General features: G+C 62.5%; 24 protein-coding genes. 12 read left to right on the forward strand and 12 right to left on the reverse strand.

Translation table 11 applies throughout. From position 1 onward, the window contains the following. Positions 1 to 75 precede the first annotated feature (75 nt). The 3 genes from dgcA to H620_RS0115365 all read right to left on the reverse strand — a co-directional run bounded on the left by dgcA (position 76) and on the right by H620_RS0115365 (position 3,737). Positions 76 to 2,136: a dimethylglycine demethylation protein DgcA gene (gene dgcA / locus H620_RS0115355; protein WP_023382779.1), complete on the reverse strand. Its 2,061-nt coding sequence runs from the start codon at positions 2,134 to 2,136 to the stop codon at positions 76 to 78. Between the two features lie 15 nt (positions 2,137 to 2,151). Further along, positions 2,152 to 2,682, reverse strand: coding sequence for a DUF5943 domain-containing protein (locus H620_RS0115360; protein WP_023382780.1), 531 nt, complete (start codon positions 2,680 to 2,682; stop codon positions 2,152 to 2,154). A gap of 77 nt (positions 2,683 to 2,759) precedes the next feature. Further along, a complete protein-coding gene (locus tag H620_RS0115365; protein WP_023382781.1) occupies positions 2,760 to 3,737 on the reverse strand; it encodes a dipeptidase in 978 nt (325 codons plus the stop codon). 286 nt (positions 3,738 to 4,023) lie between these two features. Here H620_RS0115365 and H620_RS0115370 point away from each other — a divergent pair, with 286 nt between their 5' ends. After that, on the forward strand, positions 4,024 to 4,425 hold the full coding sequence (locus H620_RS0115370; RefSeq protein WP_023382782.1) for a lysozyme inhibitor LprI family protein: 402 nt from the start codon (positions 4,024 to 4,026) through the stop codon (positions 4,423 to 4,425). A 55-nt stretch (positions 4,426 to 4,480) separates the two neighbouring features. On the opposite strand, the gene H620_RS0115375 is transcribed toward H620_RS0115370, so the two are convergent. Next, positions 4,481 to 5,425 carry a GlxA family transcriptional regulator gene (locus H620_RS0115375; RefSeq protein ID WP_023382783.1) on the reverse strand — a complete coding sequence of 315 codons (945 nt, stop codon included), beginning with the start codon at positions 5,423 to 5,425 and terminating at the stop codon, positions 4,481 to 4,483. Between the two features lie 147 nt (positions 5,426 to 5,572). Between H620_RS0115375 and choX the strand changes: the two genes are divergently transcribed. The 5 genes from choX to H620_RS0115400 all read left to right on the forward strand — a co-directional run bounded on the left by choX (position 5,573) and on the right by H620_RS0115400 (position 9,609). Further along, positions 5,573 to 6,517 carry a choline ABC transporter substrate-binding protein gene (gene choX, locus H620_RS0115380; protein WP_023382784.1) on the forward strand — a complete coding sequence of 315 codons (945 nt, stop codon included), beginning with the start codon at positions 5,573 to 5,575 and terminating at the stop codon, positions 6,515 to 6,517. Between the two features lie 123 nt (positions 6,518 to 6,640). Next, the gene (cdhC, locus tag H620_RS0115385; protein WP_023382785.1) at positions 6,641 to 7,525 is read left to right on the forward strand and encodes a 3-dehydrocarnitine:acetyl-CoA trimethylamine transferase CdhC; all 885 of its coding nucleotides are present in this window, start codon (positions 6,641 to 6,643) and stop codon (positions 7,523 to 7,525) included. Between the two features lie 21 nt (positions 7,526 to 7,546). Next, positions 7,547 to 8,512, forward strand: coding sequence for an L-carnitine dehydrogenase (locus H620_RS0115390; protein ID WP_023382786.1), 966 nt, complete (start codon positions 7,547 to 7,549; stop codon positions 8,510 to 8,512). A gap of 10 nt (positions 8,513 to 8,522) precedes the next feature. Next, a complete protein-coding gene (locus H620_RS0115395) occupies positions 8,523 to 8,993 on the forward strand; it encodes a thioesterase family protein (protein ID WP_023382787.1) in 471 nt (156 codons plus the stop codon). Positions 8,994 to 9,351: 358 nt separating this feature from the next. Beyond that, the gene (locus H620_RS0115400; RefSeq protein ID WP_023382788.1) at positions 9,352 to 9,609 is read left to right on the forward strand and encodes a hypothetical protein; all 258 of its coding nucleotides are present in this window, start codon (positions 9,352 to 9,354) and stop codon (positions 9,607 to 9,609) included. A gap of 83 nt (positions 9,610 to 9,692) precedes the next feature. On the opposite strand, the gene gbdR is transcribed toward H620_RS0115400, so the two are convergent. Together gbdR and H620_RS0115410 are read right to left on the reverse strand one after the other, a co-directional pair. After that, positions 9,693 to 10,799 (reverse strand): choline metabolism transcriptional regulator GbdR, encoded by a 1,107-nt coding sequence (gene gbdR, locus H620_RS0115405; protein WP_023382789.1) that lies wholly within the window; start codon positions 10,797 to 10,799, stop codon positions 9,693 to 9,695. A gap of 393 nt (positions 10,800 to 11,192) precedes the next feature. Next, entirely contained in the window at positions 11,193 to 12,569 is a 1,377-nt protein-coding gene (locus tag H620_RS0115410) for an L-serine ammonia-lyase (protein ID WP_023382790.1), read from the reverse strand. 442 nt (positions 12,570 to 13,011) lie between these two features. On the opposite strand from H620_RS0115410, the gene H620_RS0115415 reads away from it, so the two are divergent. From H620_RS0115415 to choV, 3 genes are all read left to right on the forward strand, one after another. After that, positions 13,012 to 13,959, forward strand: coding sequence for a choline ABC transporter substrate-binding protein (locus H620_RS0115415; protein WP_023382791.1), 948 nt, complete (start codon positions 13,012 to 13,014; stop codon positions 13,957 to 13,959). Between the two features lie 82 nt (positions 13,960 to 14,041). Beyond that, positions 14,042 to 14,890: a choline ABC transporter permease subunit gene (choW, locus tag H620_RS0115420; RefSeq protein WP_177325271.1), complete on the forward strand. Its 849-nt coding sequence runs from the start codon at positions 14,042 to 14,044 to the stop codon at positions 14,888 to 14,890. Then, positions 14,887 to 16,065 (forward strand): choline ABC transporter ATP-binding protein, encoded by a 1,179-nt coding sequence (gene choV, locus H620_RS0115425; RefSeq protein WP_023382793.1) that lies wholly within the window; start codon positions 14,887 to 14,889, stop codon positions 16,063 to 16,065. Before choW ends, choV begins: the two co-directional genes overlap by 4 nt. A gap of 96 nt (positions 16,066 to 16,161) precedes the next feature. Here the strand turns inward: choV and hisF are convergent, their stop codons facing one another. The 6 genes from hisF to H620_RS0115455 all read right to left on the reverse strand — a co-directional run bounded on the left by hisF (position 16,162) and on the right by H620_RS0115455 (position 21,074). Next, the gene (gene hisF, locus H620_RS0115430; protein ID WP_011536177.1) at positions 16,162 to 16,932 is read right to left on the reverse strand and encodes an imidazole glycerol phosphate synthase subunit HisF; all 771 of its coding nucleotides are present in this window, start codon (positions 16,930 to 16,932) and stop codon (positions 16,162 to 16,164) included. A 10-nt stretch (positions 16,933 to 16,942) separates the two neighbouring features. Beyond that, entirely contained in the window at positions 16,943 to 17,680 is a 738-nt protein-coding gene (hisA, locus tag H620_RS0115435) for a 1-(5-phosphoribosyl)-5-[(5-phosphoribosylamino)methylideneamino]imidazole-4-carboxamide isomerase (protein WP_023382794.1), read from the reverse strand. 27 nt (positions 17,681 to 17,707) lie between these two features. Further along, a complete protein-coding gene (locus H620_RS0115440; protein ID WP_023382795.1) occupies positions 17,708 to 17,968 on the reverse strand; it encodes a DUF2164 domain-containing protein in 261 nt (86 codons plus the stop codon). Next, positions 17,969 to 18,607 carry an imidazole glycerol phosphate synthase subunit HisH gene (gene hisH, locus H620_RS0115445; protein WP_023382796.1) on the reverse strand — a complete coding sequence of 213 codons (639 nt, stop codon included), beginning with the start codon at positions 18,605 to 18,607 and terminating at the stop codon, positions 17,969 to 17,971. Further along, positions 18,608 to 19,201 carry an imidazoleglycerol-phosphate dehydratase HisB gene (gene hisB, locus H620_RS0115450; RefSeq protein ID WP_027907596.1) on the reverse strand — a complete coding sequence of 198 codons (594 nt, stop codon included), beginning with the start codon at positions 19,199 to 19,201 and terminating at the stop codon, positions 18,608 to 18,610. 214 nt (positions 19,202 to 19,415) lie between these two features. Next, a complete protein-coding gene (locus H620_RS0115455) occupies positions 19,416 to 21,074 on the reverse strand; it encodes an OFA family MFS transporter (RefSeq protein ID WP_023382798.1) in 1,659 nt (552 codons plus the stop codon). Between the two features lie 321 nt (positions 21,075 to 21,395). On the opposite strand from H620_RS0115455, the gene H620_RS0115460 reads away from it, so the two are divergent. The 3 genes from H620_RS0115460 to H620_RS0115470 are packed head-to-tail and all read left to right on the forward strand — an operon-like array spanning position 21,396 to position 24,966. Beyond that, on the forward strand, positions 21,396 to 23,633 hold the full coding sequence (locus H620_RS0115460; protein WP_023382799.1) for an AsmA family protein: 2,238 nt from the start codon (positions 21,396 to 21,398) through the stop codon (positions 23,631 to 23,633). Next, on the forward strand, positions 23,630 to 24,697 hold the full coding sequence (gene mutY, locus H620_RS0115465; protein WP_027907597.1) for an A/G-specific adenine glycosylase: 1,068 nt from the start codon (positions 23,630 to 23,632) through the stop codon (positions 24,695 to 24,697). Before H620_RS0115460 ends, mutY begins: the two co-directional genes overlap by 4 nt. Beyond that, complete coding sequence (locus H620_RS0115470) at positions 24,694 to 24,966, forward strand: oxidative damage protection protein (RefSeq protein WP_023382801.1); 273 nt, start codon at positions 24,694 to 24,696, stop codon at positions 24,964 to 24,966. Before mutY ends, H620_RS0115470 begins: the two co-directional genes overlap by 4 nt. Positions 24,967 to 25,044: the final 78 nt, after the last annotated feature.

A 25,044-nucleotide genomic window follows, 5' to 3' on the forward strand; every position in this document is an offset into this window, starting at 1 on the left:
TTGCCAGGGCTGCCGCCATCGCGAGCGAACTCGCTCCTACAGGGGGGCCAGTCCGCCTCTAGAGAGGCGGAGCGATCAGAAGTCCTTGCACAGGCGAAGGGCGTCATAGATCGCAGCATGCACGTTGCGCTGGGCCACGCAGTCACCGATGCGATACAGCAGGTAACCTTCGCCCGGCTGGCTGAGGATCGGCTGCGGCTTGATCGCGAACAGGGCCTCGATGTCGATCTGGCCTTTGTTGCGCGAACCCTCCTTGAGCGCGTAGTACAGCTGCTCGTCAGGACGCACGCCGTTCTCGATCACCACCTGGTCGACCACCCGTTCTTCCTTTGCGCCGGTGTACTCGTTCTCCAGCACCGCCACCACCTTGTCACCCTCGCGGTAGACCTTTTCCAGCATCATGTCGCCGGTCATGATCACTTCTTTCGGGTAGATGCTGCGGTAGTAGGTCGGGAAGGTGGTCCCCCCCATCGCGACACCCGGCTTGATATCGTCAGTGACGATTTCCACCTGACTGCCCTTGTCGGCCAGGAAGTCCGCGGCAGACATACCAGTGAATTCGCAGATGGTGTCGTACACCAGCACGTTCTTGCCCGGCGCGACCTTGCCGTCGAGTACGTCCCAGCTGCTGACCACCAGCCCTTCGGCAGCGCCCCAGTGCTCGTTCTGTTCGACGAACGGATGGCCGCCCACCGCCAGGACGATGATGTCCGGACGCAGGTCCTGGATGGCATCCACGTCAGCGGCAGTGCCCAGGCGCAGGTCGACTTTCAGGCGGGCGAACTCCAGCTGGTACCAGCGGGTGATACCGGCGATCTGGTCGCGCTGCGGCGCCTTGGCGGCGATGGTGATCTGCCCGCCGATCTGGTCTTTCTTCTCGAACACGGTCACGTCGTGGCCACGCTCGGCGGCGACACGCGCAGCTTCCATACCGGCAGGGCCGGCACCGACCACCACCACCTTGCGCTTGGGCCCGGTGGACTTCTCGATGATGTGCGGCACGCCCATGTATTCACGGGAAGTCGCGGCGTTCTGGATGCACAGTACATCCAAGCCCTGGTACTGACGGTCGATACAGTAGTTGGCACCGACGCACTGCTTGATCTGGTCGACCTGGCCCATCTTGATCTTGGCGATCAGGTGCGGGTCGGCGATATGGGCGCGGGTCATGCCGACCATGTCCACGTAGCCGCCTTCCAGGATACGCGTGGCCTGGTTCGGGTCCTTGATGTTCTGCGCGTGCAGCACCGGGACCTTGACCACTTCCTTGATGCCCGCCGCCAGGTGCAGGAACGGCTCCGGCGGGTAGCTCATGTTCGGGATGACGTTGGCCAAGGTGTTGTGGGTGTCGCAACCCGAGCCGACCACGCCGATGAAGTCGATCATGCCAGTGGCGTCGTAGTAGGCAGCGATCTGCTTCATGTCCTCGTGGCTCAGGCCATCAGGGTGGAACTCGTCGCCACAGATACGCATGCCCACGCAGAAGTCGTCGCCGACTTCCTTGCGCACGGCCTTGAGCACTTCCAGGCCGAACTTCATGCGGCCTTCGAAGGTACCGCCCCATTCGTCGGTACGTTTGTTGACCCGAGGGCTCCAGAACTGGTCGATCATGTGCTGGTGCACGGCCGACAGTTCGACGCCGTCCAGACCACCTTCCTTGGCACGACGCGCAGCTTGCGCGTAGTTGCCGATCACGCGCCAGATCTCTTCCACCTCGATGGTCTTGCAGGTAGCGCGGTGCACCGGTTCACGGATGCCCGACGGCGACATCAGGGTCGGCCAGTTGAAGCCGTCCCAACGCGAACGACGACCCATGTGGGTAATCTGGATCATGATCTTGGCGCCATGCTTGTGCATGGCGTCGGCCAAGTTCTGGAAGTGCGGGATGATCCGGTCGGTGGACAGGTTCACCGACGACCACCACTCCTGCGGGCTGTCGATGGCGACCACCGACGAGCCACCGCAGATGGCCAGGCCGATGCCGCCCTTGGCCTTCTCTTCGTAGTACTTCACGTAACGGTCGGTAGTCATGCCGCCGTCGGTGGCGTAGACCTCGGCATGCGCGGTGCTGAGCACGCGGTTGCGGATGGTCAGTTTGCCGATCTGGATCGGCTGGAACATTGCTTCGAATGCCATGACGCTCTCTCCGACTTACAACGGCTTGACGACGAACAGGCCGTCATCGTGACCTTCTTCCGAACCGCCGTAGACCTGCTCGGCCACGGTGCGGATCGAACTGCCACGGGCGGCGAGAATCTGGTCCATGGCACCGGCGAACCAGCCAGTGAACATGTAGTCGACCTTGCGGCCGCACTTGCCATAGACGTACACGAACGCCGAGTGCTTGAGCTTGACGCTGCAGGTGCCTTTGTCGAGGTCGATGTCCTGGATTTCGAACAGGCCCCAACCACGCTGGGACAGGCGCTTCATGTAGTGCTCGAACACCGCGACGCCTTCCAGGCCATGGCATTCGGCTTCTTTTTCACACCAGTGCCAGGCGGACTTGTAGCCGGCCTTGTACAGAATCTCGGCGTAGGCTTCGGCGCCCAGCACTTCCTCGATGCCGATGTGGTTGTTAACGAAGAAATGGCGCGGCACGTACAGCATCGGCAGGGCGTCGCTGGTCCAGACACCGGTCTCGCTGTCGACTTCGATTGGCAATTGCGGGGCGATCTTGGCCATGGAAACTCAACTCCATAAAAATTTTTATGTGGGTGCCCCGGCGTTGCTGGCAGGGGCTATCAGGCTTGGAGAGCGGCTTACTCGCCCCAGACATCCTTGAGGACGTTGACCCAGTTCTCGCCCATGATCTTGCGCACCACACGTTCGGAGTGGCCGCGCTTGAGCAGGGTTTCGGTGAGGTTGGGGAACTCGCCGACAGTGCGAATGCCGAGCGGGTTGATGATCTTGCCGAAGTTGGTCAGGCGACGGGCGTAGCCCTTGTCATGGGTCAGGTATTCGAAGAAATCCTGGCCGTGGCCTTGGGTGAAGTCGGTACCGATACCGATAGCGTCTTCGCCGACGATGTTCATGGTGTACTCGATGGCCTCGGCGTAGTCGTCGATGGTCGAGTCGATGCCCTTGGCCAGGAACGGTGCGAACATGGTCACGCCGACGAAGCCGCCGTGGTCGGCGATGAACTTCAGCTCTTCGTCCGACTTGTTGCGCGGGTGCTCCTTCAGGCCAGAAGGCAGGCAGTGGGAGTAGCAGACCGGCTTTTTCGATTCGAGGATGACTTCCTCGGAGGTCTTGGAGCCCACGTGGGACAGGTCGCACATGATGCCGACGCGGTTCATCTCGGCGACGATTTCGCGACCGAAGCCCGACAGGCCGCCGTCACGCTCGTAGCAGCCGGTGCCAACCAGGTTCTGGGTGTTGTAGCACATCTGCACGATGCCCACGCCCAGCTGCTTGAACACGTCGACGTAGGCGATCTGGTCTTCGAACGCATGGGCGTTCTGGAAACCGAAGAGGATGCCGGTCTTGCCCAGTTCCTTGGCCTTGCGAATGTCGGCGGTGGTACGTACCGGCATTACCAGGTCGCTGTTCTCGCGGATCAGCTTCTGGCTGGCGGCGATGTTATCGACGGTGGCCTTGAAGCCCTCCCACACCGACACCGTGCAGTTGGCCGCGGTCAGCCCGCCCTTGCGCATGTCCTCGAACAGCTCGCGGTTCCATTTGGCAATGATCAGACCGTCGATGACGATGCTGTCGGCGTGAAGTTCGGCTGGGCTCATCAGGCTGTCCCCTTTTATCGAGTTGGCTCGCGCCAAACCTTGTGCCGGCGCTTTGGAGCCAGCATATGCCTGTGCCCCGAGGCGCCCCGATGCAAAAACGACAGGGGGTTTGCCGAAAGCGTCAATGCGCGACATGGCACGCTCTGGCGCGCCATCCGCCGATGAGAGCCAGTCTCGATAACGACATTCGCCAGGCGTTTATGAACATTTCGTCAGGGAGCTACCGCACAGACGTGGGCTGAGCGAGAATCGCGGCGATTCGTCAGCCGGTTCGAGGAGATAACGGATGAAATCAATGGCATGGCTGGTTCTGATGGCCTTTGCGATGGGCGCCCAGGCCGGCGAGGAAGAAAGCACGCCCTGCGATAACGTCGAGAGCGACCAGCAGGCCTTCGCTTGCGCGGCGTTCAATAAACAGACCGCCGAGCGCGAGTTGAAGTCGGCGTATGACGACCTGATTCAGCGCATTCGCGACCAATATGCCGATGAAGGCGACAAGGCCACAGCCCTGGTCGGGCGCATGGATGCCGCCGAAAAACTGTGGACGCAGCTGCGCGATGCCGACTGCAAGGTCGAAACCTATGCCGAGAAACCCGGCAGCAAAGCGTTCCAGGCGGCCTGGGATACCTGCGTTGCACAGCGCAGCGATGACCGCTCGGAGTACCTGCAATCCATCGGTCAGCAGTAGCCCTGTAACGGCCTCTTCGCGGGCAACCCCGCAAAGAGGCCAGCGCAGGAAGACCTCAGACCACCCGAGCCAACCGGTCCTCCCGCGGGCAGCGCTCGAACCGCGTTCGGTAGCAGCGGGTAAAGTACGACGCAGACTCGAACCCGCATGCCACGCCGACCTCCAGCACGCTCATGTCGGTCTGACGCAACAACTGCCGCGCCTTGTCCAAGCGCAGCCGCAAATAGAAGCCACTGGGCGTGTCGTTCAGGTACAGGCGAAACAACCGCTCGAGCTGCCGCCGGGTCACCTGCACGGCATCGGCCAGCACCTGGGTATTGAGCGGCTGCTCGGTGTTGCGCTCCATCTCGCCAATGACCTTCACCAGCTTCTTGTTGCTGATGCCGTAGCGGGAGGCGATCTGCATGCGCTGGTGATCCTGTCGCGGACGGATACGCCCCAGCACGAACTGCTCGGAAACCTGCACCGCCAACTCGCTACCATGGGCCTGGCCGATCAGGTCGAGCATCAGGTCGATCGACGCCGTGCCACCCGCGCAGGTAATTCTTCGGCGGTCGATCTCGAACAGCTCCTGCGTCGCCTGCAACCGTGGATAACGCTCCTTGAAAGCCTCCAGCGCCTCCCAATGCAAGGTCGCCCGATGCCCATCCAGCAGGCCCGCTTCGGCCAATACCATCGCGCCGGTATCGATGCCGCCCAGAATCACCCCCTCGTGGTCGAGACGACGTAGCGCTTGTTGCAAGCCATGGCCATAACTGGCCAACGGATCGAACCCTGCGACCACCAGCAGCATCTGCCCGTGCGGCTCATCGCCCAACGCGCCATCGGCGTTGACCGACATACCGTTGCTCGCCTGCACCGCCCCGCCATCCAGGCTCAGAACCTGCCAACGGTACTGTGGCCCACGGAAGCGGTTGGCCACGCGCAGCGGCTCCAAGGCGCTGATGAAGCCCATGGCCGAAAAGCCTGGAAGCAGGAGGAACTGGATAGTTTGCGACATCGAGGTTTCTCTGATGAGGACAGGTCGCCAGGGTGCAAGTGTGAGTCGCCAGCGTGCGATTTTCCAGTGTGCCACCCGCGTAGCTTAAACACACGGTCCAGAGAGACCGGCCCCTATAACAATATGCACTGCCGTTGGAGAGCCACCATGCACAGCTTGATCCGCCGCAGCCTGTTTTCCCTCGCTCTGAGCACCACCCTTGCAAGCCCCGTATTCGCCGCCGAACCCGCCGTCTGCAAGGACGTGCGCCTGGGCGTGGTCAACTGGACCGACGTCATCGCCACCAGCGCCATGGCGCAGGTGCTGCTCGATGGGCTGGGTTACCAGACCAAGCAGACCAGCGCCTCGCAGCAGATCATCTTCGCCGGTATCCGCGACAAGCGCCTGGACATGTTCCTGGGTTACTGGAACCCGCTCATGACCCAAACCATCACCCCGTTCGTCGATGCCAACCAGGTCAAGGTCTTGGACAAGCCAAGCCTGGAGGACGCCCGCGCCACCCTGGCCGTGCCGAAATACCTCTATGACAAAGGCCTGAAAACCTTCGCCGACATCCACAAGTTCGAGAAAGAACTGGGCGGCAAGATCTATGGCATTGAACCGGGTTCCGGCGCCAATACCCAGATCAAGGCGATGATCACCAAGAACCAGTTCGACCTGGGCAAGTTCCAGCTGGTCGAATCGAGTGAGGCAGGCATGCTCGCCGCTGTCGACCGCGCCGTACGGCGCAAGGAAGCGGTAGTGTTCTTTGGCTGGGCGCCGCACCCGATGAATGTGAACATCGAGATGGCCTACCTGGGCGACAGCCAGGATGCCCTGGGCCCTGACGAAGGCCGGGCGACGGTGTGGACGGTCACGGCGCCAGACTACGCCCAACGCTGTCCCAATGCCCACCGCCTGCTGACCAACCTGAACTTCAGTGCCGAGGACGAGAGCCGCATGATGCAGCCGTTGCTCGACCACAAGGACGCCCTGGAATCGGCCCGCCAGTGGCTCAAGGACCACCCCGAAGACAAGGCCCGCTGGCTTGAGGGTGTGACCACCTTCGACGGCCAGCCAGCTGCCGAGAACCTCAAGCTCAGCGCCAACTGATCCGGCCTCTTCGCCAGCAAGCTCGCGCCTACAGGTACAGCGCTACATTCAGGGTCACGTCGATCCTGTGGGAGCAGGCTTGCCCGCGAAAAATCCACCCCCGATATCACCAGGAACCACGCCATGAACCATGACGTCATCATCACCTGCGCCCTCACCGGTGCCGGCGACACCGTTGCCAAGAGCCACTTGGTCCCGGTCACCCCCAAACAGATCGCCGAATCCGCCGTCGAAGCCGCCAAGGCTGGCGCCACCGTGGTCCACTGCCACGTCCGCGACCCGCAAACCGGCCGCTTCAGCCGCGATGTAGCGTTGTACCGCGAAGTGATGGAACGCATCCGCGAAGCCGACGTGGACATCATCGTCAACCTCACTGCCGGCATGGGCGGCGACCTTGAAATCGGCCCAGGCGAGTCGCCAATGGAATTCGGCCCAGGCACCGACCTGATCGGCCCGCTGGAACGCCTGGCCCACGTCGAGGCACTGTTGCCGGAAATCTGCACCCTCGACTGCGGCACCCTCAACTTCGGCGATGGCAACGCCATCTACGTCTCGACCCCCGCGCAACTGCGTGCCGGCGCCAAGCGCATTACCGAGCTGGGCGTGAAAGCCGAGCTGGAGATCTTCGACACAGGCCACCTGTGGTTCGCCAAGCAGATGATGAAGGAGGGCCTGCTAGAGGACCCGCTGTTCCAGCTGTGCCTGGGCATCCCGTGGGGGGCACCGGCCGACACCACCACCATGAAGGCGATGGTCGACAACCTGCCGGCGAACGTGACCTGGGCAGGCTTCGGCATCGGCCGCATGCAGATGCCCATGGCGGCGCAGGCGGTACTGCTCGGCGGCAACGTTCGCGTGGGCCTGGAAGACAACCTGTACCTGGACCGTGGCGTACTGGCGAGCAACGGCCAGCTGGTCGAGCGGGCAGCGGAAATCATCACCCGCATGGGCGCCCGCGTGCTCACCCCGGCAGAAGGCCGGGAAAAAATGAACCTCAAGCGCCGCTGATACCGAGCCAAGGAGATCGACATGCCCTTCATCACCGAAATCAAGACCTTCGCCGCCCTCGGTAGCGGCGTGATTGGCAGCGGCTGGGTCGCCCGCGCCCTCGCCCATGGCCTGGATGTCATCGCCTGGGACCCGGCCCCCGGTGCCGAACAGGCGCTTCGCAAGCGCATCGCCAATGCCTGGCCGGCCCTTGAGAAACAAGGCCTGGCGCCCGGTGCTTCGCAGCAGCGGCTGAAGTTCGTCGCGACCATCGAAGAATGCGTTCGCGACGCCGATTTCATCCAGGAAAGCGCCCCGGAACGCCTCGACCTCAAGCTCGACCTGCACGCCAAGATCAGCGCCGCGGCCAAACCGAACGCCATCATCGGTTCCAGCACCTCGGGGCTGCTGCCCAGTGAGTTCTACGAGTCGGCCACCCACCCCGAGCGCTGCGTGGTCGGCCACCCGTTCAACCCGGTGTACCTGCTGCCGTTGGTCGAGATCGTCGGTGGCAACCGCACTTCCCCGGACGCCATCGAGGCCGCGAAGACCTTCTACACGGCCTTGGGCATGCGCCCGCTGCACGTACGCAAGGAAGTCCCCGGCTTCATCGCCGACCGCCTGCTCGAAGCGCTGTGGCGCGAAGCCCTGCACCTGGTCAACGACGGCGTAGCCACGACGGGCGAGATCGACGACGCCATCCGCTTCGGTGCCGGTCTGCGCTGGTCGTTCATGGGCACCTTCCTCACTTACACCCTGGCGGGCGGCGATGCTGGCATGCGCCACTTCATGTCCCAGTTCGGCCCGGCGCTGAAGCTGCCCTGGACCTACCTGCCAGCACCGGAGCTGACGGACAAACTGATCGACGACGTGGTCGAAGGCACCTCGGAGCAACTGGGCGAGCGCAGCATCGCCGCGCTGGAGCGCTATCGTGATGACACCCTGCTGGCAGTACTGGAAGCTGTGAAAAACAGCAAAGCCAGCCACGGCCTGGCGTTTGGCGAGTGAGGAGACCGCAATGCCCGCTTCGATCACCTACCGTACCCCGGTCCAGGAGGACTGGGTCGACTACAACGGGCATCTGCGCGATGCCTATTACCTGCTGATCTTCAGCTACGCCACCGACGCATTGATGGAGCGCATCGGCCTGGATGCCGACAGCCGCGGGCAAAGCGGACATTCGCTGTTCACCCTCGAGGCGCACATCAACTACCTGCATGAAGTGAAGCTGGGCACCGAAGTGTGGGTGCAGACGCAGATCATCGGTTTCGACCGCAAGCGCCTGCACCTTTACCACAGCCTGCACCGGGCGGGGTTCGACGAAGCATTGGCGGCAAGCGAGCAGATGCTGCTGCATGTAGACCTGGCGGGGCCTAAATCGGCGCCGTTCGGGGAGCGCAGCGTGGCATTGCTCAACGACTGGGTAGAGAACCAGCGCGACCTGCCAGCGCCTGAATTCGCCGGGCGTGTGATTGGTCTTCCTGCATAGATTCCATTGCCCGCTCGCGGCTGAACCCGCTCCTACAGGTGTTCCACGGCTCACGAGAGCAGCGGGTATCTAGAGGAGCGGGTTTTTCCGCGAATGGCCCTTGGACGCAAAAAAATAACCCCGGAAAGCCGTGAGCATCCGGGGCCAAGAGCGAGCAAACATCCACTGTGTGAGCGAGGGTGACCAAACCCCCTGGTACCGTGAATGAGTTCAGTGTGCTGACTTCCCCGCTCGCAGATTTAGTCGGGAACGACCTGTTCTTAGCCAAAGCAGCCATTGCGACATTCTGTCCTTGCCGCCTTGCCTGGCACGTCACAGAATCGGCTGACGATCACAGCAGCAAACAAGGACAACAGCCATGATGCATGCGGATTTGATTGATCAGGACGACCTGTTGGGCCACCTGCGCGCACGGGGATTCGACATTCCGGCCGGTGCCAGCGCCGAGCAGGCGTGCGAGGTGGTGGTTCGCGGGTTGACCGAGCCCAACGCCCGTGCCCTGAAGGGTATGGTCGAACAGATGTATACCGGTAGCGCAACGATTCTGCCGGCCGTGCGCCAGGCGATCGACAAGCAATTGCTGCCTGCGTTGGCGCAGTTCAACAAGCGCACCTGATTTCACCCACGCCCATCGCCGGCCAGCCGGCGCCTACAGGTTAGCGGGTTACCTGTAGGCGCCGGCTGACCGGCGATTGAGCGTCAGATCCTCACACTGGCGAACGTCGACTCGTTGCGCGCCTGGCTCAGGGCGGCCATCGGCCCGCTGTGCGGCGACAGGGTCATGGCCTGCGGGATCGGCATCATCGCTACCTGCTGAGCGGTGTTGGAACCGACACGCTCGTCACGCGGCGGAATACCGAAGTATTCGCGGTAGCACTTGGAGAAGTGCGGTGTGGAAACGAAGCCGCACACCGACGCCACTTCGATGATCGACATCGGCGTCTGCTTGAGCAACTGCCGCGCACGAATCAGTCTCAGCTTGAGGTAATAGCGCGACGGCGAGCAGTGCAGGTATTTCTGGAACAGGCGCTCGAGCTGGCGCCGCGACACCGACACATAAACAGCCAACTCGTCCAGGTCGATCGGCTCTTCCAGGTTGGCTTCCATCAGCGCGACGATCTCTTGCAGCTTCGGCTGGTTGGTACCAAGCATGTGCTTGAGCGGCACGCGCTGGTGATCCTGCTCGTTGCGGATGCGCTCGTAGACGAACATTTCGGAAATCGCTGCCGACAGTTCACGACCATGATCGCGGCTGATCAGGTGCAGCATCATATCCAGCGGCGCAGTGCCACCCGAGCTGGTGAAGCGGTTACGGTCCAGGGTGAACAGACGGGTGCTCATGTTCACGCGAGGGAAGGCTTCCTGCATCGCCGCCAGACATTCCCAGTGCACGCTGCAATCGAAGCCGTCGAGCAGGCCGGCACATGCCAGAGCCCAGCTGCCGGTGCATACCGCGCCAAGCCTGCGCGACTGGCGGGCCTGGGCCTGCAGCCAGGTGACATGCTCGCGGGTGACCGAACGCTGGATGCCCACGCCACCGCAGACGATCACGGTGTCCATGGGCGGTGCGTTGTTGATGGCTGCATCCGGGGTGATCTGCAGACCATCGCTGGCCCATACCTGGCCGCCATCGACTGTCAGCGTATGCCAGCGGTACAGCTCACGACCGGAGAGCTGGTTGGCCATGCGCAGCGGCTCGACGGCCGATGCCAGGGAAATCAGGGTGAAATTGTCCAGCAGGAGAAAACCGATGGACTGTGGGGCTGTGCGGTTCTGGGTTGGGTTCCCGGAGGTGTACGACGTCATCGCGATTTCTCCTCACACAAATGCAGGGTGTGCCTCAGGCGGACACTGATTTCTTGTTAGTGCCCCCGTTCGTTATGCAGGGGCTTTGCCAATCTCAACGCAAACGGCGTGCCGGAAATTGAACGCGCATCCAAAAAAAACCAAAAACGACGTCTTCTTTCGGCAAATCAAGCGTTTCGTACGCGCTTGCGGAAAAACGCAAACAGGCGCGCCAGCGCCTTTGCGTGTAACTGCTGAGCAGAACGGTAGCACGGTTGGGAAGGATGCCCAGAAGCGACACATTTGAGTGTCACCGACAATACCCACACTGAGTGCGACAGCCGACAGCCGGTACTTCCAAAAACAGCGCCCCAAAAAGGGGCGCAGAGCTCACATCAGTTCGAAATCAGCGCATCAGCATTCGATGGCACTGACCGCCAGGCCACCACGCGAGGTTTCCTTGTATTTGTCGTGCATGTCGGCGCCGGTGTCTCGCATGGTGCGGATCACCTGGTCGAGGGAAATGAAGTGCTCGCCATCCCCACGCAAAGCCATCTGCACGGCGTTGATCGCCTTCACCGCGGCAATGGCGTTGCGCTCGATGCACGGCACCTGCACCAGCCCACCAACCGGGTCGCAAGTCAGGCCAAGGTTATGCTCCAGGGCGATTTCCGCCGCGTTCTCCACTTGTGGAGGCGTTGCCCCCAGCACTTCGGCAAGGCCTGCCGCCGCCATGGCGCACGCCGAGCCCACCTCGCCCTGGCAGCCGACCTCGGCACCAGAGATGGAAGCGTTCTTCTTGCACAGGATGCCCACGGCTGCCGCGGCGAGGAAGAAGTCGACCACGCTGGACTCGTTCACCGCATCGCTGAAGCGCATGTAGTAGTGCAACACTGCCGGAATGATGCCCGCGGCGCCGTTGGTGGGCGCCGTGACCATGCGCCCGCCTGCGGCGTTCTCTTCATTGACCGCCAGGGCGAACAGGTTGACCCACTCCATCGCGCTCATGGTCGAGCCGATCACGTTGGGCTTGCCGATCTCCTTCAAGCTGCGATGCAGCTTGGCGGCGCGACGGCGGACGTTGAGCCCGCCGGGCAGCGTGCCTTCGTATTTCAGGCCGTTGTTGACGCATTCCTGCATGGCATCCCAGAGCTTGTGCAAGCCGGCGCGAATCTCTTCTTCGCTGCGCCAGACCTTCTCGTTGGCCATCATCAATTGCGACACGCTCATGTCGTTTTGTTTGCACAGGCGCAGCAGTTCGGCCGCGCTGTTGAAATCGTATGGCAACACCGTCTGGTCGGCGTCCAGCACACCGCTGGCGGCCTGGGCTGCATCGACCACGAAGCCGCCGCCTACCGAGTAATAGGTATCGCGGTGCAGCTCGCCCTGCGCGCCTTCGGCGATCAGGGTCATGGCGTTGGGGTGGTACGGCAGGTTCTCATCCAGCAGCAGCATGTCGCGGGCCCAGACGAACTCGATGGGCAGGCGCCCGTCCAGCTGCAGGGTGTTGGTTTCACGCAGGTCGGCGATGCGCGGGACGATCTGGGTGGGGTCGATGGCGTCAGGCCATTCGCCCATCAGGCCCATGATGGTGGCGTTGTCGGTGCCGTGGCCGATACCGGTGGCCGACAGCGAGCCGTACAGCCTCACCTCGATCCGTTTTACCTGTTCCAGCTCGCCGCGCTCGCGCAGCCCTTGGACGAACAGGGCGCCGGCACGCATGGGGCCAACGGTGTGGGAGCTGGAAGGCCCGACACCAATCTTGAACAGGTCGAACACGCTGATGGCCATTGTCGCTTCACCTCTTGCTGGGCTTGTCTCTGCGCGCCATGCGCAGGGCGGGGCAACTGCTAGGCTGAAGCTGCGAGCCGCCACGAATGCACGCATCATCGGGCTTTTATGCCTCCCCTCGCCGTCTGCAACCGACGTACTTTTGCTCAGCAGCGCCGCTGTCGATCCGGCCACACGTGCGCCGTTTTCAAGCGACCTTGTGACGCAAAAACGCGGCCGACGGGGTGGAGAAATCCATAAACGACGTCGCCGATACTGGATGCGACCCGTTCCGTACTGGTTACGACCCTACCAGTAGGCGATTAACCGGCGCTGGAGGATTATCGAAAGCGACTCGTTTTGCACGGCCTCGCATCCTGCCCTCTGCAGGCCTGGTCTACCGGACCCTCAGAAAGCCCGGAGACCCACGCGAACCCGAAGATAAAATCACAGGAGTCCATCCATGAAAGGTTCACCCTCGCTGTTGCTGGTTGCGTTGCTGTCCGCACCGATGCTGGCCCAGGCTGCAGAGCCTGAGCAGTGCCAGACGGTACGTTTTTCCGACGTCGGCTGGACTGACATCACCGTAACCACCGCTACCACCAGCGTTGTGCTCGAAGCACTGGGTTACAAGACCCACACCACCATGATCTCGGTACCGGTGACCTACAAGTCGCTGGCCACCGGCAAGGACCTGGACGTGTTTCTCGGCAACTGGATGCCGACCATGGAAAACGACATCAAGCAGTACCGCGATGCCGGTACCGTGGAAACGGTGCGCGCCAACCTGGAGAACGCCAAGTACACCTTGGCCGTCCCCCAGGCGCTCTATGACAAGGGCCTGAAGGATTTCTCCGACATCCCCAAGTTCAAGAAAGAGCTGGACGGCAAGATCTACGGCATCGAGCCGGGTAACGACGGTAACCGCACCATCCAGAGCATGATCGACAAGAACGCCTTCGGCCTGAAGGACGCAGGCTTCAAGATCGTGCAGTCCAGCGAGGCCGGCATGCTGTCGCAAGTAGACAGGGCACAGAAGCGCGGCGAAGCGATCGTGTTCCTGGGCTGGGAACCGCACCCGATGAATACCCGCTTCAAGATGCAGTACCTGACCGGAGGGGACGAATTCTTCGGTCCCGATTTCGGCAAGGCCACCGTGCTGACCAATACGCGCAAAGGCTATACGCAGGAATGCAGCAACGTCGGGCAACTGTTGAAGAACCTGTCGTTCGAGCTCAAGGATGAAAGCACCATGATGGGCTATGTCCTGGACGACAAGATGAAGCCCGAGGACGCCGCCAAGAAATGGCTCAAGGCCAACCCCGGCAAGTTGGATAACTGGCTGGCCGGCGTTACCACCGTTGATGGCAAACCCGGCCTTGAGGCGGCCAAGGCCAAACTGACGCAATAACGCAAGACGCTATGGCAACACCGCCGGGGCGGGAACCTTCCCGCCCCGGACTGATTTCAATCTTTGCAGGTGGAAGCTCGCTATCATGCTTATCGATCAGAAAATACCCCTGGGGCAGTACATCGCCTCATTCGTCGAATGGTTGACCCAGAACGGCGCCAGCTACTTCGACGCCATCGCCCAAGGCCTGGAATTCATGATCCACGGCGTCACCAGCGCCCTGACGTGGTTCAACCCGTTCGTTCTGGTGGCTGTATTCGCCGCCCTCGCGCACCTGATTCAGCGCAAGTGGGCGCTGACCGCTTTCGTTGCCCTTTCCTTCCTGCTGATCCTTAACCTGGGGTACTGGCAGGAAACCATGGAGACCCTGGCACAGGTCACCTTCGCCACAGTGGTCTGCGTGGCCATCGGCGTGCCGCTGGGCATCGTCGCCGCGCACAAGCCAATGTTCTATACCGCCATGCGCCCGGTCCTCGACCTGATGCAGACCGTGCCCACCTTCGTTTACCTGATCCCGACCCTGACCTTGTTCGGGCTGGGAGTGGTGCCGGGGCTGATCTCGACGGTGGTGTTCGCCATCGCCGCCCCCATCCGCCTCACTTACCTGGGCATTTGCGACGTGCCGCAAGAGCTGATGGACGCCGGCAAGGCATTCGGCTGCTCACGCCGCCAACTGCTGACCCGCATCGAGCTGCCGCACGCGATGCCGAGCATCGCCGCCGGCGTGACCCAGTGCATCATGCTGTCGCTGTCGATGGTGGTGATCGCTGCACTGGTAGGGGCCGATGGCCTGGGCAAACCTGTGGTCAACGCACTGAACACCGCTGATATTTCCCTGGGCTTCGAAGCGGGCCTGGCGATCGTGCTGCTGGCGATCATGCTCGACCGTATCTGCAAGCAACCGGAGCTGCCGGTAAGGGGTGAAGCATGAGCATCATTCGATTCGAAGACGTCGACGTCATCTTCTCCAACAAGCCACGCGAGGCGCTGGCCCTGCTCGACCAGGGCAAGACCCGCGAGCAGATCCTCAAGCAGACCGGCCTCGTGGTGGGCGTGGAAAAGGCCAACCTGGATATCAACAAAGGCGAGATCTGCGTGCTCATGGGCCTGTCGGGCTCGGGCAAGTCGAGCCTGCTGCGCTGCATCAACGGCCTGAACACCGTCAGCCGCGGCAAACTGTTCGTCGAGCATGAAGGCCGGAACATCGACATTGCCCACTGCACCCCGGCCGAGCTGAAAATGATGCGCACCAAGCGCATCGCCATGGTGTTCCAGAAGTTTGCCCTGATGCCTTGGCTGACGGTGCGCGAGAACATCAGCTTCGGCCTCGAAATGCAGGGCCGTCCGGAGAAGGAACGGCGCAAGCTGGTGGACGAAAAGCTTGAACTGGTGGGCCTGACCCAATGGCGCAACAAGAAGCCGGACGAACTGTCAGGCGGCATGCAGCAACGTGTGGGTCTGGCCCGCGCACTGGCCATGGATGCCGACATCCTGCTGATGGACGAACCCTTCTCCGCGCTTGACCCGCTGATCCGCCAGGGCCTGCAGGACGAGCTGCTGGCGCTGCAAAGCAAGTTGAGCAAGACCATCGTGTTCGTCAGCCACGACCTGGACGAGGCGCTGAAACTGGGCAGCCGCATCGCCATCATGAAAGATGGCCGGATCATCCAGTACAGCAAGCCCGAGGAAATCGTCCTCAACCCGGCGGATGAGTATGTGCGCACCTTCGTCGCCCACACCAACCCGCTCAACGTGCTGTGCGGCCGCAGCCTGATGCGCAGCCTGGACAACTGCAAACGGGTCAACGGCTCGGTTTGCCTGGACCCAGGTATCGACTCGTGGCTGGACCTTGGCGAAGGAGGCTCGCTCAAGCGCGCACGCCAGGGCCAGAACGGCCTGGACATGCAGAAATGGGCACCGGGGCAGGATGTAGAGCTGCTCGAACGCAGGCCAACTGTGGTGCACGCCGATATCGGCATGCGTGAGGCGCTGCAGATTCGTTATCAGACGGGCAACAAGCTGGTGCTGCAGGATAACGACAAAGTGGTAGGGATTCTCGGGGATACCGAGTTGTATCACGCGTTGCTGGGCAAGACCCACGGATGATGCAATTGGGGCCGCCTTGCGGCCCATCGCCGGCGAGCGGGCTCCTCTGGAGGGCCGGCTACGGCAGATGGGCCGCAAAGCGGCCCCAATCATTGTTCAGCGCACCACAATCCCGCGCGAAGCCATGTAGGCCTTGGCTTCCGGTACCGTGTACTCACCGAAGTGGAAGATACTGGCCGCCAGAACCGCACTGGCATGCCCTTCCAGAATGCCGTCGGCCAGGTGCTGCAGGTTACCCACACCACCCGAAGCGATCACCGGAATCCCCAGCGCATCGCTGATGGCCCGGGTCACACCCAGGTCGAAACCGTTCTTCATGCCGTCCTGATCCATGCTGGTCAGCAGGATTTCGCCGGCCCCCAGACCTTCCATCTTCTTCGCCCACTCGACGGCATCCAGGCCGGTCGGCTTGCGGCCACCGTGGGTGAAGATCTCCCAACGCGGCGCTTCGCCGGGGCCGGAAACCTTCTTCGCGTCGATGGCGACGACGATGCACTGCGAACCGAAACGGTCGGCAGCTTCACCGACGAACTCGGGGTTGAACACCGCCGCGGTGTTGATCGAGACCTTGTCGGCACCGGCATTGAGCAGGTTGCGGATGTCCTGCACGGTGCGCACGCCACCGCCCACGGTCAGCGGAATGAACACCTGGCTGGCCATGCGCTCGACGGTATGCAGGGTGGTGTCGCGACCGTCGACGCTGGCGGTGATGTCGAGGAAGGTGATCTCGTCGGCACCTTGCTCATTGTAGCGACGGGCGATTTCCACCGGGTCGCCGGCATCCCGAATGTTCTCGAACTTGACGCCCTTGACCACCCGGCCGTTGTCCACGTCCAGGCAAGGGATGATGCGCTTGGCCAGTGCCATGGTTCAGTCCTCAGCCTTGGTAGTTGTCGCAGAAGGCCTGGGCCTCGGCGACATCGAGGGTGCCTTCGTAGATGGCACGGCCGGTGATGGCGCCAATGATGCCAGGGGCCTTGGCATCCAGCAGGGCCTTGATGTCGCCCAGGTTGTGAATGCCACCCGAAGCGATGACCGGGATCGACGTGGCTTCGGCCAGGGCCTTGGTGAAGGGCACGTTGCAGCCCTGCATCATGCCGTCCTTGGCGATGTCGGTGTAGACGATCGCCGAGACGCCATCGGCCTCGAAACGCTTGGCCAGGTCGATGACCTGCACCGAGCTGACTTCTGCCCAGCCATCGGTGGCGACGAAACCGTCCTTGGCGTCCAGGCCGACGATGACCTTGCCCGGGAAGGCCTTGCAGGCCTCGGCGACGAACTCAGGCTGCTTGACCGCCTTGGTGCCGATGATCACGTAGCTGACGCCAGCCTTGACGTAATGCTCGATGGTTTCCAGCGAGCGGATGCCACCGCCGATCTGGATCGGCAGGTTCGGGTAACGCTTGGCGATGGCAGTCACCACCTCGCCATTGACCGGCTGGCCTTCGAAGGCGCCGTTGAGGTCAACCAGGTGCAGGCGGCGGCAGCCACCTTCGACCCACTTGGCGGCCATGCTCACCGGGTCGTCGGAAAATACCGTGGAGTCTTCCATACGGCCCTGGCGCAGACGTACGCAGGCACCGTCCTTGAGATCGATAGCGGGGATAATCAGCATCTTGGAAACCTGTCTATTCGGTGGAGTTCAGGGCTTCTCGAGCGCCCACAGGTCGCTTTCGATGCTCTCGAACCGCTCCTTGAGGTGCAGCTGAACATCGGCAATCGCCCTGTTGTAGTAAAGGGGTGCAATTTCTTTGCTGAACAGCTCGAGGACCTCAGCCACCTCGAACGACCCCAGCTCCAGCTCGAAGCGGTCTTCAAGGAAGCGCTTCAAGGTATCGAGCGCTTCGCGCTCCTGCTCGGGTGCCAGGGTGATGACCGGGGCCTTGGTCCGCGACCTGCTCATTTACCAGCGCCCGTCCCAGGCCACGAAGTTCTGCAGCAGCTGCAGACCGTGGGTGTGGCTCTTCTCCGGGTGGAACTGCACGGCAAAGCGCGAACCATCAGCCAATGCTGCGGCGAAGTCGACGCCATAGTGGCCACGACCGACCACCTGGCCGGGCTTGCCGGCGTTGATGTAATAGCTGTGCACGAAGTAGAACCGTGCGCGGTCGGGAATGTCATGCCACAGCGGGTGGTCGATGGTCTGGCTGACTTCGTTCCAACCCATGTGCGGCACCTTCAGGTGCTCGCCGTCTTCTTGCAGGTCTTTGCCGAAAAAGCGCACCTGGCCGGGGAACAGGCCGATGCAGTCGACACCGTCGTTTTCCTCGCTGTGGTCCAGCAGCGCTTGCATGCCGACGCAGATCCCGAGGAACGGGCGGTCCTGGCTGACCTCGCGCACCAGGCTGTCGAAGCCCAGGCGGCGGATTTCGGCCATGCAGTCGCGAATCGCGCCCACACCCGGGAACACCACGCGGTCCGCCTCGCGGATGACTGCGGCGTCGCTGGTCACCAGCACCTTGCCGGCGCCGACGTGTTCAAGCGCCTTGGCCACCGAGTGCAAGTTGCCCATGCCATAGTCGATTACGGCTACCGTCTGCATTTACAGGCATCCCTTGGTGGAAGGCATCTGTCCGGCCATGCGCTCGTCCAGCGTCACCGCCATGCGCAGCGCGCGGCCGAAGGCCTTGAACACGGTTTCGATCTGGTGGTGGGTGTTATGGCCCCGCAGGTTGTCGATGTGCAGGGTCACCAAGGCATGGTTGACGAAGCCCTGGAAGAACTCCTGGAACAGGTCGACGTCGAAACCGCCAACGGTGGCGCGGGTATAGGGCACATGCATCTGCAGGCCTGGACGGCCCGAGAAGTCGATGACCACGCGCGACAGGGCTTCGTCCAGCGGCACGTAGGCATGGCCGTAGCGGAAGATACCCTTCTTGTCACCGATGGCCTGGGCGAATGCCTGGCCCAGGGTAATGCCGACGTCTTCGACGGTATGATGATCGTCGATATGCAGGTCACCCTTGCACTCGATATCCAGATCGATCAGCCCGTGTCGGGCGATCTGGTCGAGCATGTGTTCAAGGAAAGGCACGCCGATATCGAATCGGGCCTTGCCACTGCCATCGAGGTTGATCGAGCACTTGACCTGGGTTTCCAGGGTATTGCGCTCGACGGAAGCCTTACGTTCGACCATCACCAGCTCCGCAAAATCATTGGGCGAAAAGGGCTCTATTATAGGCCCAAGACGCGCCAGCTTGAAACGCGGATGACATATGGCAGGCAAAGCAATTTCGCAAGGCCGAATGCGCTACAGGTCTATACAAGCTGTGTTGCCCCTATCACCAGCAAGCCGACGCCTCCACCAGACACCGGTAGGCGGCGGCTTGCCGGCGATAGCGGCCGGACGATCAGTGGAACAGAACGGCCGTCTTCTGCAGGGTGATCCACACCCCCCAGGCCAACGGAATCACCACCACCGCCCAGGCGAACAGCACCAGCGGCAGGCTGCCCGGTGCCGCATGCCATTCCAGCGAGCGAGCGCCATCGGCGCCTTTGTCATGGCTCAACGCACGCTCTGCGGCCAACTCGGCGTCGGTCATGAAGTGCTTGTCCGCCACCGGACGTACCAGCAGGTTGCAGATGAAACCCAGCACCAGCAGGCCGGCAAGGATGTACAGGGTCATGTCATACGCCGCTGCACGTTCGACACCCGCTGCCAGCTGATATTCGCGCAGGTAGGTGATCAGCACTGGCCCCAGCACGCCCGCCGCCGCCCAGGCAGTCAGCAGGCGACCGTGAATGGCACCCACCATCTGTGTACCGAACAGGTCGGCCAGGTAAGCCGGCACCGTGGCGAAACCACCACCGTACATCGACAGAATGATACAGAACGCCGCTACGAACAGTGCCACGTTGCCCAGGTGGCCCATGTTCGGCACCAGGCTGTAGAGGCCCACGCCCAGGGCGAAGAAGGCAAAATAGGTGTTCTTGCGGCCGATGTAGTCGGAGAACGAAGCCCAGAAGAAGCGACCACCGATGTTGAACAGGCTCAGCAAACCAGTGAAGCCAGCGGCAATGGCGGCGATCTGCGCCAGTTGCGCGGCATTGAGTTCGCTGAAGCTGAGCTGGTTGCCCAGCAGCTTGCCGGCGAAGACTTCCTGCAGCAGTGGCGAAGCCATGCCCAGGATGCCAATGCCCGCCGAAACATTCAGGCACAGCACCAGCCAGATCAGCGCGAACTGCGGGGTCTTCCAGGCCACGCTGACGTGAACGTGGCGGTCGGTGACCATCGCGTTGGCTTTCTTCACCGGCGCGGTCCAGCCCTCAGGCTTCCAGCCGGTCGGCGGCACGCGGTAGGCCAGGGCGCCAGCGGTCATGAACACGAAGTAGATCGCGGCCATCGCCACGAAACTCTGCCATACGCCCACTTCCTGCGCGTTGCCGAAGTGGCCCATCAATGCAGTCGCCAGCGGGGCGCCAACCATCGCACCACCGCCAAAGCCCATGATCGCCATGCCGGTCGCCATGCCACGCTTGTCCGGGAACCACTTGATCAGGGTCGACACGGGAGAGATATAACCCAGGCCCAGGCCGATGCCACCGATGACGCCGGACCCCAGCCACATCAGCCACAATTGGTGGGTCTTCACGCCAATCGCCGAGATCAGCATGCCACCACACCAGCACAGCGCCGATACCAGGCCAGCCTTGCGCGGACCGGCGTGTTCCAGCCAACCGCCAAGCACAGCGGCCGAGCAGCCGAGGAAAACGAAGAACAGGGTGTAGATCCAGCTCAACATCGAGATAGGCCAATCGCACTCAGCGGTGAACAACTTGGCGATGAAGCCCATGTCGGCCGAACAGGCGACTGGGGCACTGATACCGATGGCCTGGGACAGTGGCAACCAGAATACCGAGAAGCCATAGGCCATGCCGATGCACAGGTGAATGGCCAGGGCTGCCGGGGGTACCAGCCAGCGGTTGAAGCCCGGACGGGCGATGATGCGCTCCTTCGACAGGAAGCTCGGCGCAGTGGCGACCGCTCCTGCCGTGATACTGCTGTTCATGGATTCGATCCTTTTGTAGGTAGACGATGCTCGCGGATTGAATGCCCGGCTCTTCTGGCTGCACACAAGGCAAGGCCCGGCCATTTGCGGCAACGTCCGCGACAATCCGTCGCGGCGCTCCGTGGAAGCGGCGCAAGGTTAACAGGATCAAGTGACATGAAAGCAATCTGATATCGTTATTTTTTGAACCGCTGAATCGGTATTGCTGCACCCTTCCTTCGTAGGAAATACCCTGTGCCTCTTGTCGAATACGCAGGCACAACCCGTGCGGCGCTATACTCTGCCGCTTGAATTCAAAAATCGGACTACAAGGACTCGCCCATGAAAGCGTTCGGCAAAATCCTGGGGCTTGGGTTACTCGGGTTGCTGCTGATCATCGTGGCGCTGGGCTTCGCCCTGACCCACCTCTTCGATCCCAACGACTATAAAGACGAGATTCGCCAGCTGGCGCGCGACAAGGCGCACGTTGAACTGACCCTCAATGGCGACATCGGCTGGAGCCTGTTCCCCTGGTTGGGCCTGGAGCTGCACGATGCCAGCATCGCTACGCTCACGGCGCCGAAGCAACCGTTCGCCGACCTGCAGATGCTGGGCCTGTCGGTACGTGTGCTGCCGCTGCTGCGCCGCGAAGTACAAATGAGCGATGTCCGTGTAGAAGGCCTGAACCTGACCCTGGCCCGCGACGAGCACGGCCACGGCAACTGGGAAGACATCGGCAAACCCCTGCCCGCACAGACCGGCGCCCCCGCCGACGCGCCTGCGCAAGCTCCCGCCGAACCCACCTCGACACCCTCGGACAGCGGTAGCGAACGCTCGGTCAAACTCGACATCGACAGCCTGACCGTGAACAACGCGCGCGTGCAGTACACCGATGCCAAGAGCGGCCAGGCCTTCAGCGCCGAAAGCATCCAGTTGAGCACCGGCCCCGTTCACGAAGGCGCGAACATCCCGCTCAAGGCCAGCGCCTTCCTCAGTGCCAGCCAACCGAATATCAAGGCCCGCACCGAGTTGGCGGGTGAACTGCGCTTCGATCGCAAGCTCAAGCGTTACAACTTCGAGGACATGCGACTTTCTGGCGAAACGTCGGGCGAGCCCCTGGCCGGCAAAACCATGACCTTCTCCGCGCAAGGCCAGCTGCTGGTGGACCTGGCGGCCAACGTGGCCTCCTGGAGCGGGCTCAAGGTCTCGGCCAACCAGATGCGCGCGCTCGGCGAGCTGAACGTGCGTGACCTGGACAAGACACCGCAGCTCAGTGGCGGCCTGTCCATCGCCCAGTTCGACCTGCGCACCTTCCTCGACGGCATCGGCCACCCGCTGCCAGCCACCAACGACCCGACCGTCTTCGGCAAGCTGGAACTGGTCAGCCGCCTGCAAGGCACGCCCAATAGCCTGACCCTGGAAGACCTGGCGGTGAAGCTCGACGACAGCGGCTTCAGTGGTCGGGTGGCCATCGAAGACTTCGCCAAGCAGGCCCTGCGCCTGCAACTCAAAGGCGACACCTTCGACGCCGACCGCTACTTGCCGGCCAAGAGCGAAGAGGCCAAGGGCGCCACCGCCGCCCGCCAGGCCGAGGTCAAGCAGCAGGAGGCCAGCGCCGTCGCAGGTGCCGGCACCTCGCCGCTGCCCAATGCCCCGACCCAGGTAGCCTGGAGCAACGACAAACTGTTGCCGGTGGACCGCCTGCGTGCCCTGGACCTGCAGGCTGACATTGCGTTCGGCTCGCTGACCCTGGACAAGCTGCCCATCAGCGACGCCCAGCTGGCCGTCACCGGCCAGGGTGGCTTGGTCACTCTGCAGACCCTGCGCGGCGGCCTGTACAACGGCAGCTTCGACGCCAAAGGCACCGTCGACGTGCGCCCCGCTGTGCCGCAAATCGGCATCAGCACCAAGATCAACCGGGTGCCGGTCGAGCATTTCATCAAGGCTGAAGGCAAGGAACAGGCACCTCCAGTCAAGGGGCTGCTCACCCTGTCCAGCGACCTGACCGCCACCGGCAACAGCCAGAAAGCGCTGATCGACACCCTCAACGGCGCCGCCAACTTCACCATCAATGACGGTGTGCTGGTCAATGCCAACCTCGAACAGCAACTGTGCCAAGCCATCGCCACGCTGAACCGCAAGTCGCTCAGCGGCGAGCCACGCGGCAAGGACACCCCGTTCGAAGAACTGCGCGGCAGCCTGGTGATACGCAACGGCGTGGCCAGCAACCCGGACCTCAAGGCCCGCATTCCCGGCCTGACCGTCAATGGCCAGGGCGACCTCGACCTGCGTGTGCTGGGCATGGACTACAACGTTGGCGTGATCGTGGAAGGTGACCAGCGCGCCATGCCGGACCCTGCCTGCCAGGTCAACGAGCGTTTCGTGGGCATTGAAGTGCCGTTGCGTTGCCGTGGCCCGCTGGAGCTGGGCGCCAAAGCCTGCCGCCTCGATCAGGAAGGCCTGGGCAAGGTCGCCGCCAAGCTGGCCGGTAACCGCCTTAAAGACAAGATTGACGAAAAACTCGGAGACAAGGTGAGCCCAGAACTCAAAGACGCGCTCAAGGGGCTGTTCAAGCGATGAGCCCCGAGCAGTTCTCCAGCGCCGTGCTGGATTGGTACGACCAGCACGGTCGGCATGACCTGCCCTGGCAACAGGGCATCACCCCGTATCGGGTGTGGGTGTCGGAAATCATGTTGCAACAGACCCAGGTGAGCACCGTGCTCAACTACTTCGACCGCTTCATGCAGGCCCTGCCCACCGTGCAGGCCCTGGCGGCCGCGCCGGAGGACGAAGTGCTGCACCTATGGACGGGCCTGGGCTACTACACCCGCGCCCGCAACTTGCAGAAAGCCGCGAAAATGGTGGTCGAGCAGTACGGCGGCGAGTTCCCGCGCAGCGTCGAGCAGCTCACCGAGTTGCCGGGTATCGGCCGCTCGACGGCCGGCGCCATCGCCAGCATCAGCATGGGCATCCGCGCACCGATCCTCGATGGCAACGTCAAGCGCGTGCTCGCCCGCTACACCGCTCAAGCTGGCTACCCAGGCGAGCCAAAAGTGGCCAATGCACTGTGGGCCACCGCCGAGCGCTTCACCCCGCAGCAGCGCGCCAACCACTACACCCAGGCGATGATGGACATGGGCGCAACGCTGTGCACCCGCAGCAAGCCCAGTTGCCTGATCTGCCCATTGCAGCGCGGCTGCGAGGCGCACCTGCACGGCGAAGAAACCCGCTACCCCGAACCCAAGCCGCGCAAAGCCCTGCCCCAGCGCCGCACGCTGATGCCGCTGCTGGCCAACCACGAAGGCGCCATTCTGCTGTATCGCCGCCCCTCCAGCGGCCTGTGGGGTGGCCTGTGGAGCCTGCCCGAACTGGACGACATCGAACAGCTCGACGACCTGGCCTACCAACACGGCTTGCGCCTGGCCGACAGCCGCGCGCTAGAAGGCCTGACTCACACTTTCAGCCATTTCCAGCTGGCGATCGAGCCTTGGCTGGTCCGCGTCGACCCGGTCGGCCAGCCCGTGGCCGAGGCCGACTGGCTCTGGTATAACCTCGCCACCCCGCCGCGCCTGGGCCTCGCCGCCCCGGTCAAGAAGCTGCTCAAACGCGCGGCCGACGAACTGATTGCAGGAGAAGCACGATGACCCGCACCGTGATGTGCCGCAAATACAAAGAAGAACTGCCAGGCCTGGACCGCCCGCCCTACCCCGGCGCCAAAGGCCAGGACATTTTCGAACACATCTCGCAGAAGGCCTGGGCCGACTGGCAGAAGCACCAGACCATGCTGATCAACGAAAAGCGCCTGAACATGATGAACGGTGAAGACCGCAAGTACCTCCAGGGCGAAATGGACAAGTTTTTCGCCGGCGAAGAATACGCCCAGGCCGAAGGCTACGTTCCGCCGGCCGAATGACCCCAGAAAACGTAAGCGACGGAATTAATTTAAAATTTTTTCAAAAAGTCGTTGACGGACGGTCTGGAAATCTATTTA

It is taken from the genome of Pseudomonas taiwanensis DSM 21245, from assembly GCF_000425785.1.
GTDB lineage: Bacteria > Pseudomonadota > Gammaproteobacteria > Pseudomonadales > Pseudomonadaceae > Aquipseudomonas > Aquipseudomonas taiwanensis.

Excerpts from the sequence above, each read along its gene's own strand:
- dgcA (WP_023382779.1), bottom strand. The coding sequence starts at position 2,136 with ATGGCATTCGAAGCAATGTTCCAGCCGATCCAGATCGGCAAACTGACC.
- H620_RS0115360 (WP_023382780.1), bottom strand. The coding sequence starts at position 2,682 with ATGGCCAAGATCGCCCCGCAATTGCCAATCGAAGTCGACAGCGAGACC.
- H620_RS0115365 (WP_023382781.1), bottom strand. The coding sequence starts at position 3,737 with ATGAGCCCAGCCGAACTTCACGCCGACAGCATCGTCATCGACGGTCTG.
- H620_RS0115370 (WP_023382782.1), top strand. The coding sequence starts at position 4,024 with ATGAAATCAATGGCATGGCTGGTTCTGATGGCCTTTGCGATGGGCGCC.
- H620_RS0115375 (WP_023382783.1), bottom strand. The coding sequence starts at position 5,425 with ATGTCGCAAACTATCCAGTTCCTCCTGCTTCCAGGCTTTTCGGCCATG.
- choX (WP_023382784.1), top strand. The coding sequence starts at position 5,573 with ATGCACAGCTTGATCCGCCGCAGCCTGTTTTCCCTCGCTCTGAGCACC.
- cdhC (WP_023382785.1), top strand. The coding sequence starts at position 6,641 with ATGAACCATGACGTCATCATCACCTGCGCCCTCACCGGTGCCGGCGAC.
- H620_RS0115390 (WP_023382786.1), top strand. The coding sequence starts at position 7,547 with ATGCCCTTCATCACCGAAATCAAGACCTTCGCCGCCCTCGGTAGCGGC.
- H620_RS0115395 (WP_023382787.1), top strand. The coding sequence starts at position 8,523 with ATGCCCGCTTCGATCACCTACCGTACCCCGGTCCAGGAGGACTGGGTC.
- H620_RS0115400 (WP_023382788.1), top strand. The coding sequence starts at position 9,352 with ATGATGCATGCGGATTTGATTGATCAGGACGACCTGTTGGGCCACCTG.
- gbdR (WP_023382789.1), bottom strand. The coding sequence starts at position 10,799 with ATGACGTCGTACACCTCCGGGAACCCAACCCAGAACCGCACAGCCCCA.
- H620_RS0115410 (WP_023382790.1), bottom strand. The coding sequence starts at position 12,569 with ATGGCCATCAGCGTGTTCGACCTGTTCAAGATTGGTGTCGGGCCTTCC.
- H620_RS0115415 (WP_023382791.1), top strand. The coding sequence starts at position 13,012 with ATGAAAGGTTCACCCTCGCTGTTGCTGGTTGCGTTGCTGTCCGCACCG.
- choV (WP_023382793.1), top strand. The coding sequence starts at position 14,887 with ATGAGCATCATTCGATTCGAAGACGTCGACGTCATCTTCTCCAACAAG.
- hisF (WP_011536177.1), bottom strand. The coding sequence starts at position 16,932 with ATGGCACTGGCCAAGCGCATCATCCCTTGCCTGGACGTGGACAACGGC.
- hisA (WP_023382794.1), bottom strand. The coding sequence starts at position 17,680 with ATGCTGATTATCCCCGCTATCGATCTCAAGGACGGTGCCTGCGTACGT.
- H620_RS0115440 (WP_023382795.1), bottom strand. The coding sequence starts at position 17,968 with ATGAGCAGGTCGCGGACCAAGGCCCCGGTCATCACCCTGGCACCCGAG.
- hisH (WP_023382796.1), bottom strand. The coding sequence starts at position 18,607 with ATGCAGACGGTAGCCGTAATCGACTATGGCATGGGCAACTTGCACTCG.
- hisB (WP_027907596.1), bottom strand. The coding sequence starts at position 19,201 with ATGGTCGAACGTAAGGCTTCCGTCGAGCGCAATACCCTGGAAACCCAG.
- H620_RS0115455 (WP_023382798.1), bottom strand. The coding sequence starts at position 21,074 with ATGAACAGCAGTATCACGGCAGGAGCGGTCGCCACTGCGCCGAGCTTC.
- H620_RS0115460 (WP_023382799.1), top strand. The coding sequence starts at position 21,396 with ATGAAAGCGTTCGGCAAAATCCTGGGGCTTGGGTTACTCGGGTTGCTG.
- mutY (WP_027907597.1), top strand. The coding sequence starts at position 23,630 with ATGAGCCCCGAGCAGTTCTCCAGCGCCGTGCTGGATTGGTACGACCAG.
- H620_RS0115470 (WP_023382801.1), top strand. The coding sequence starts at position 24,694 with ATGACCCGCACCGTGATGTGCCGCAAATACAAAGAAGAACTGCCAGGC.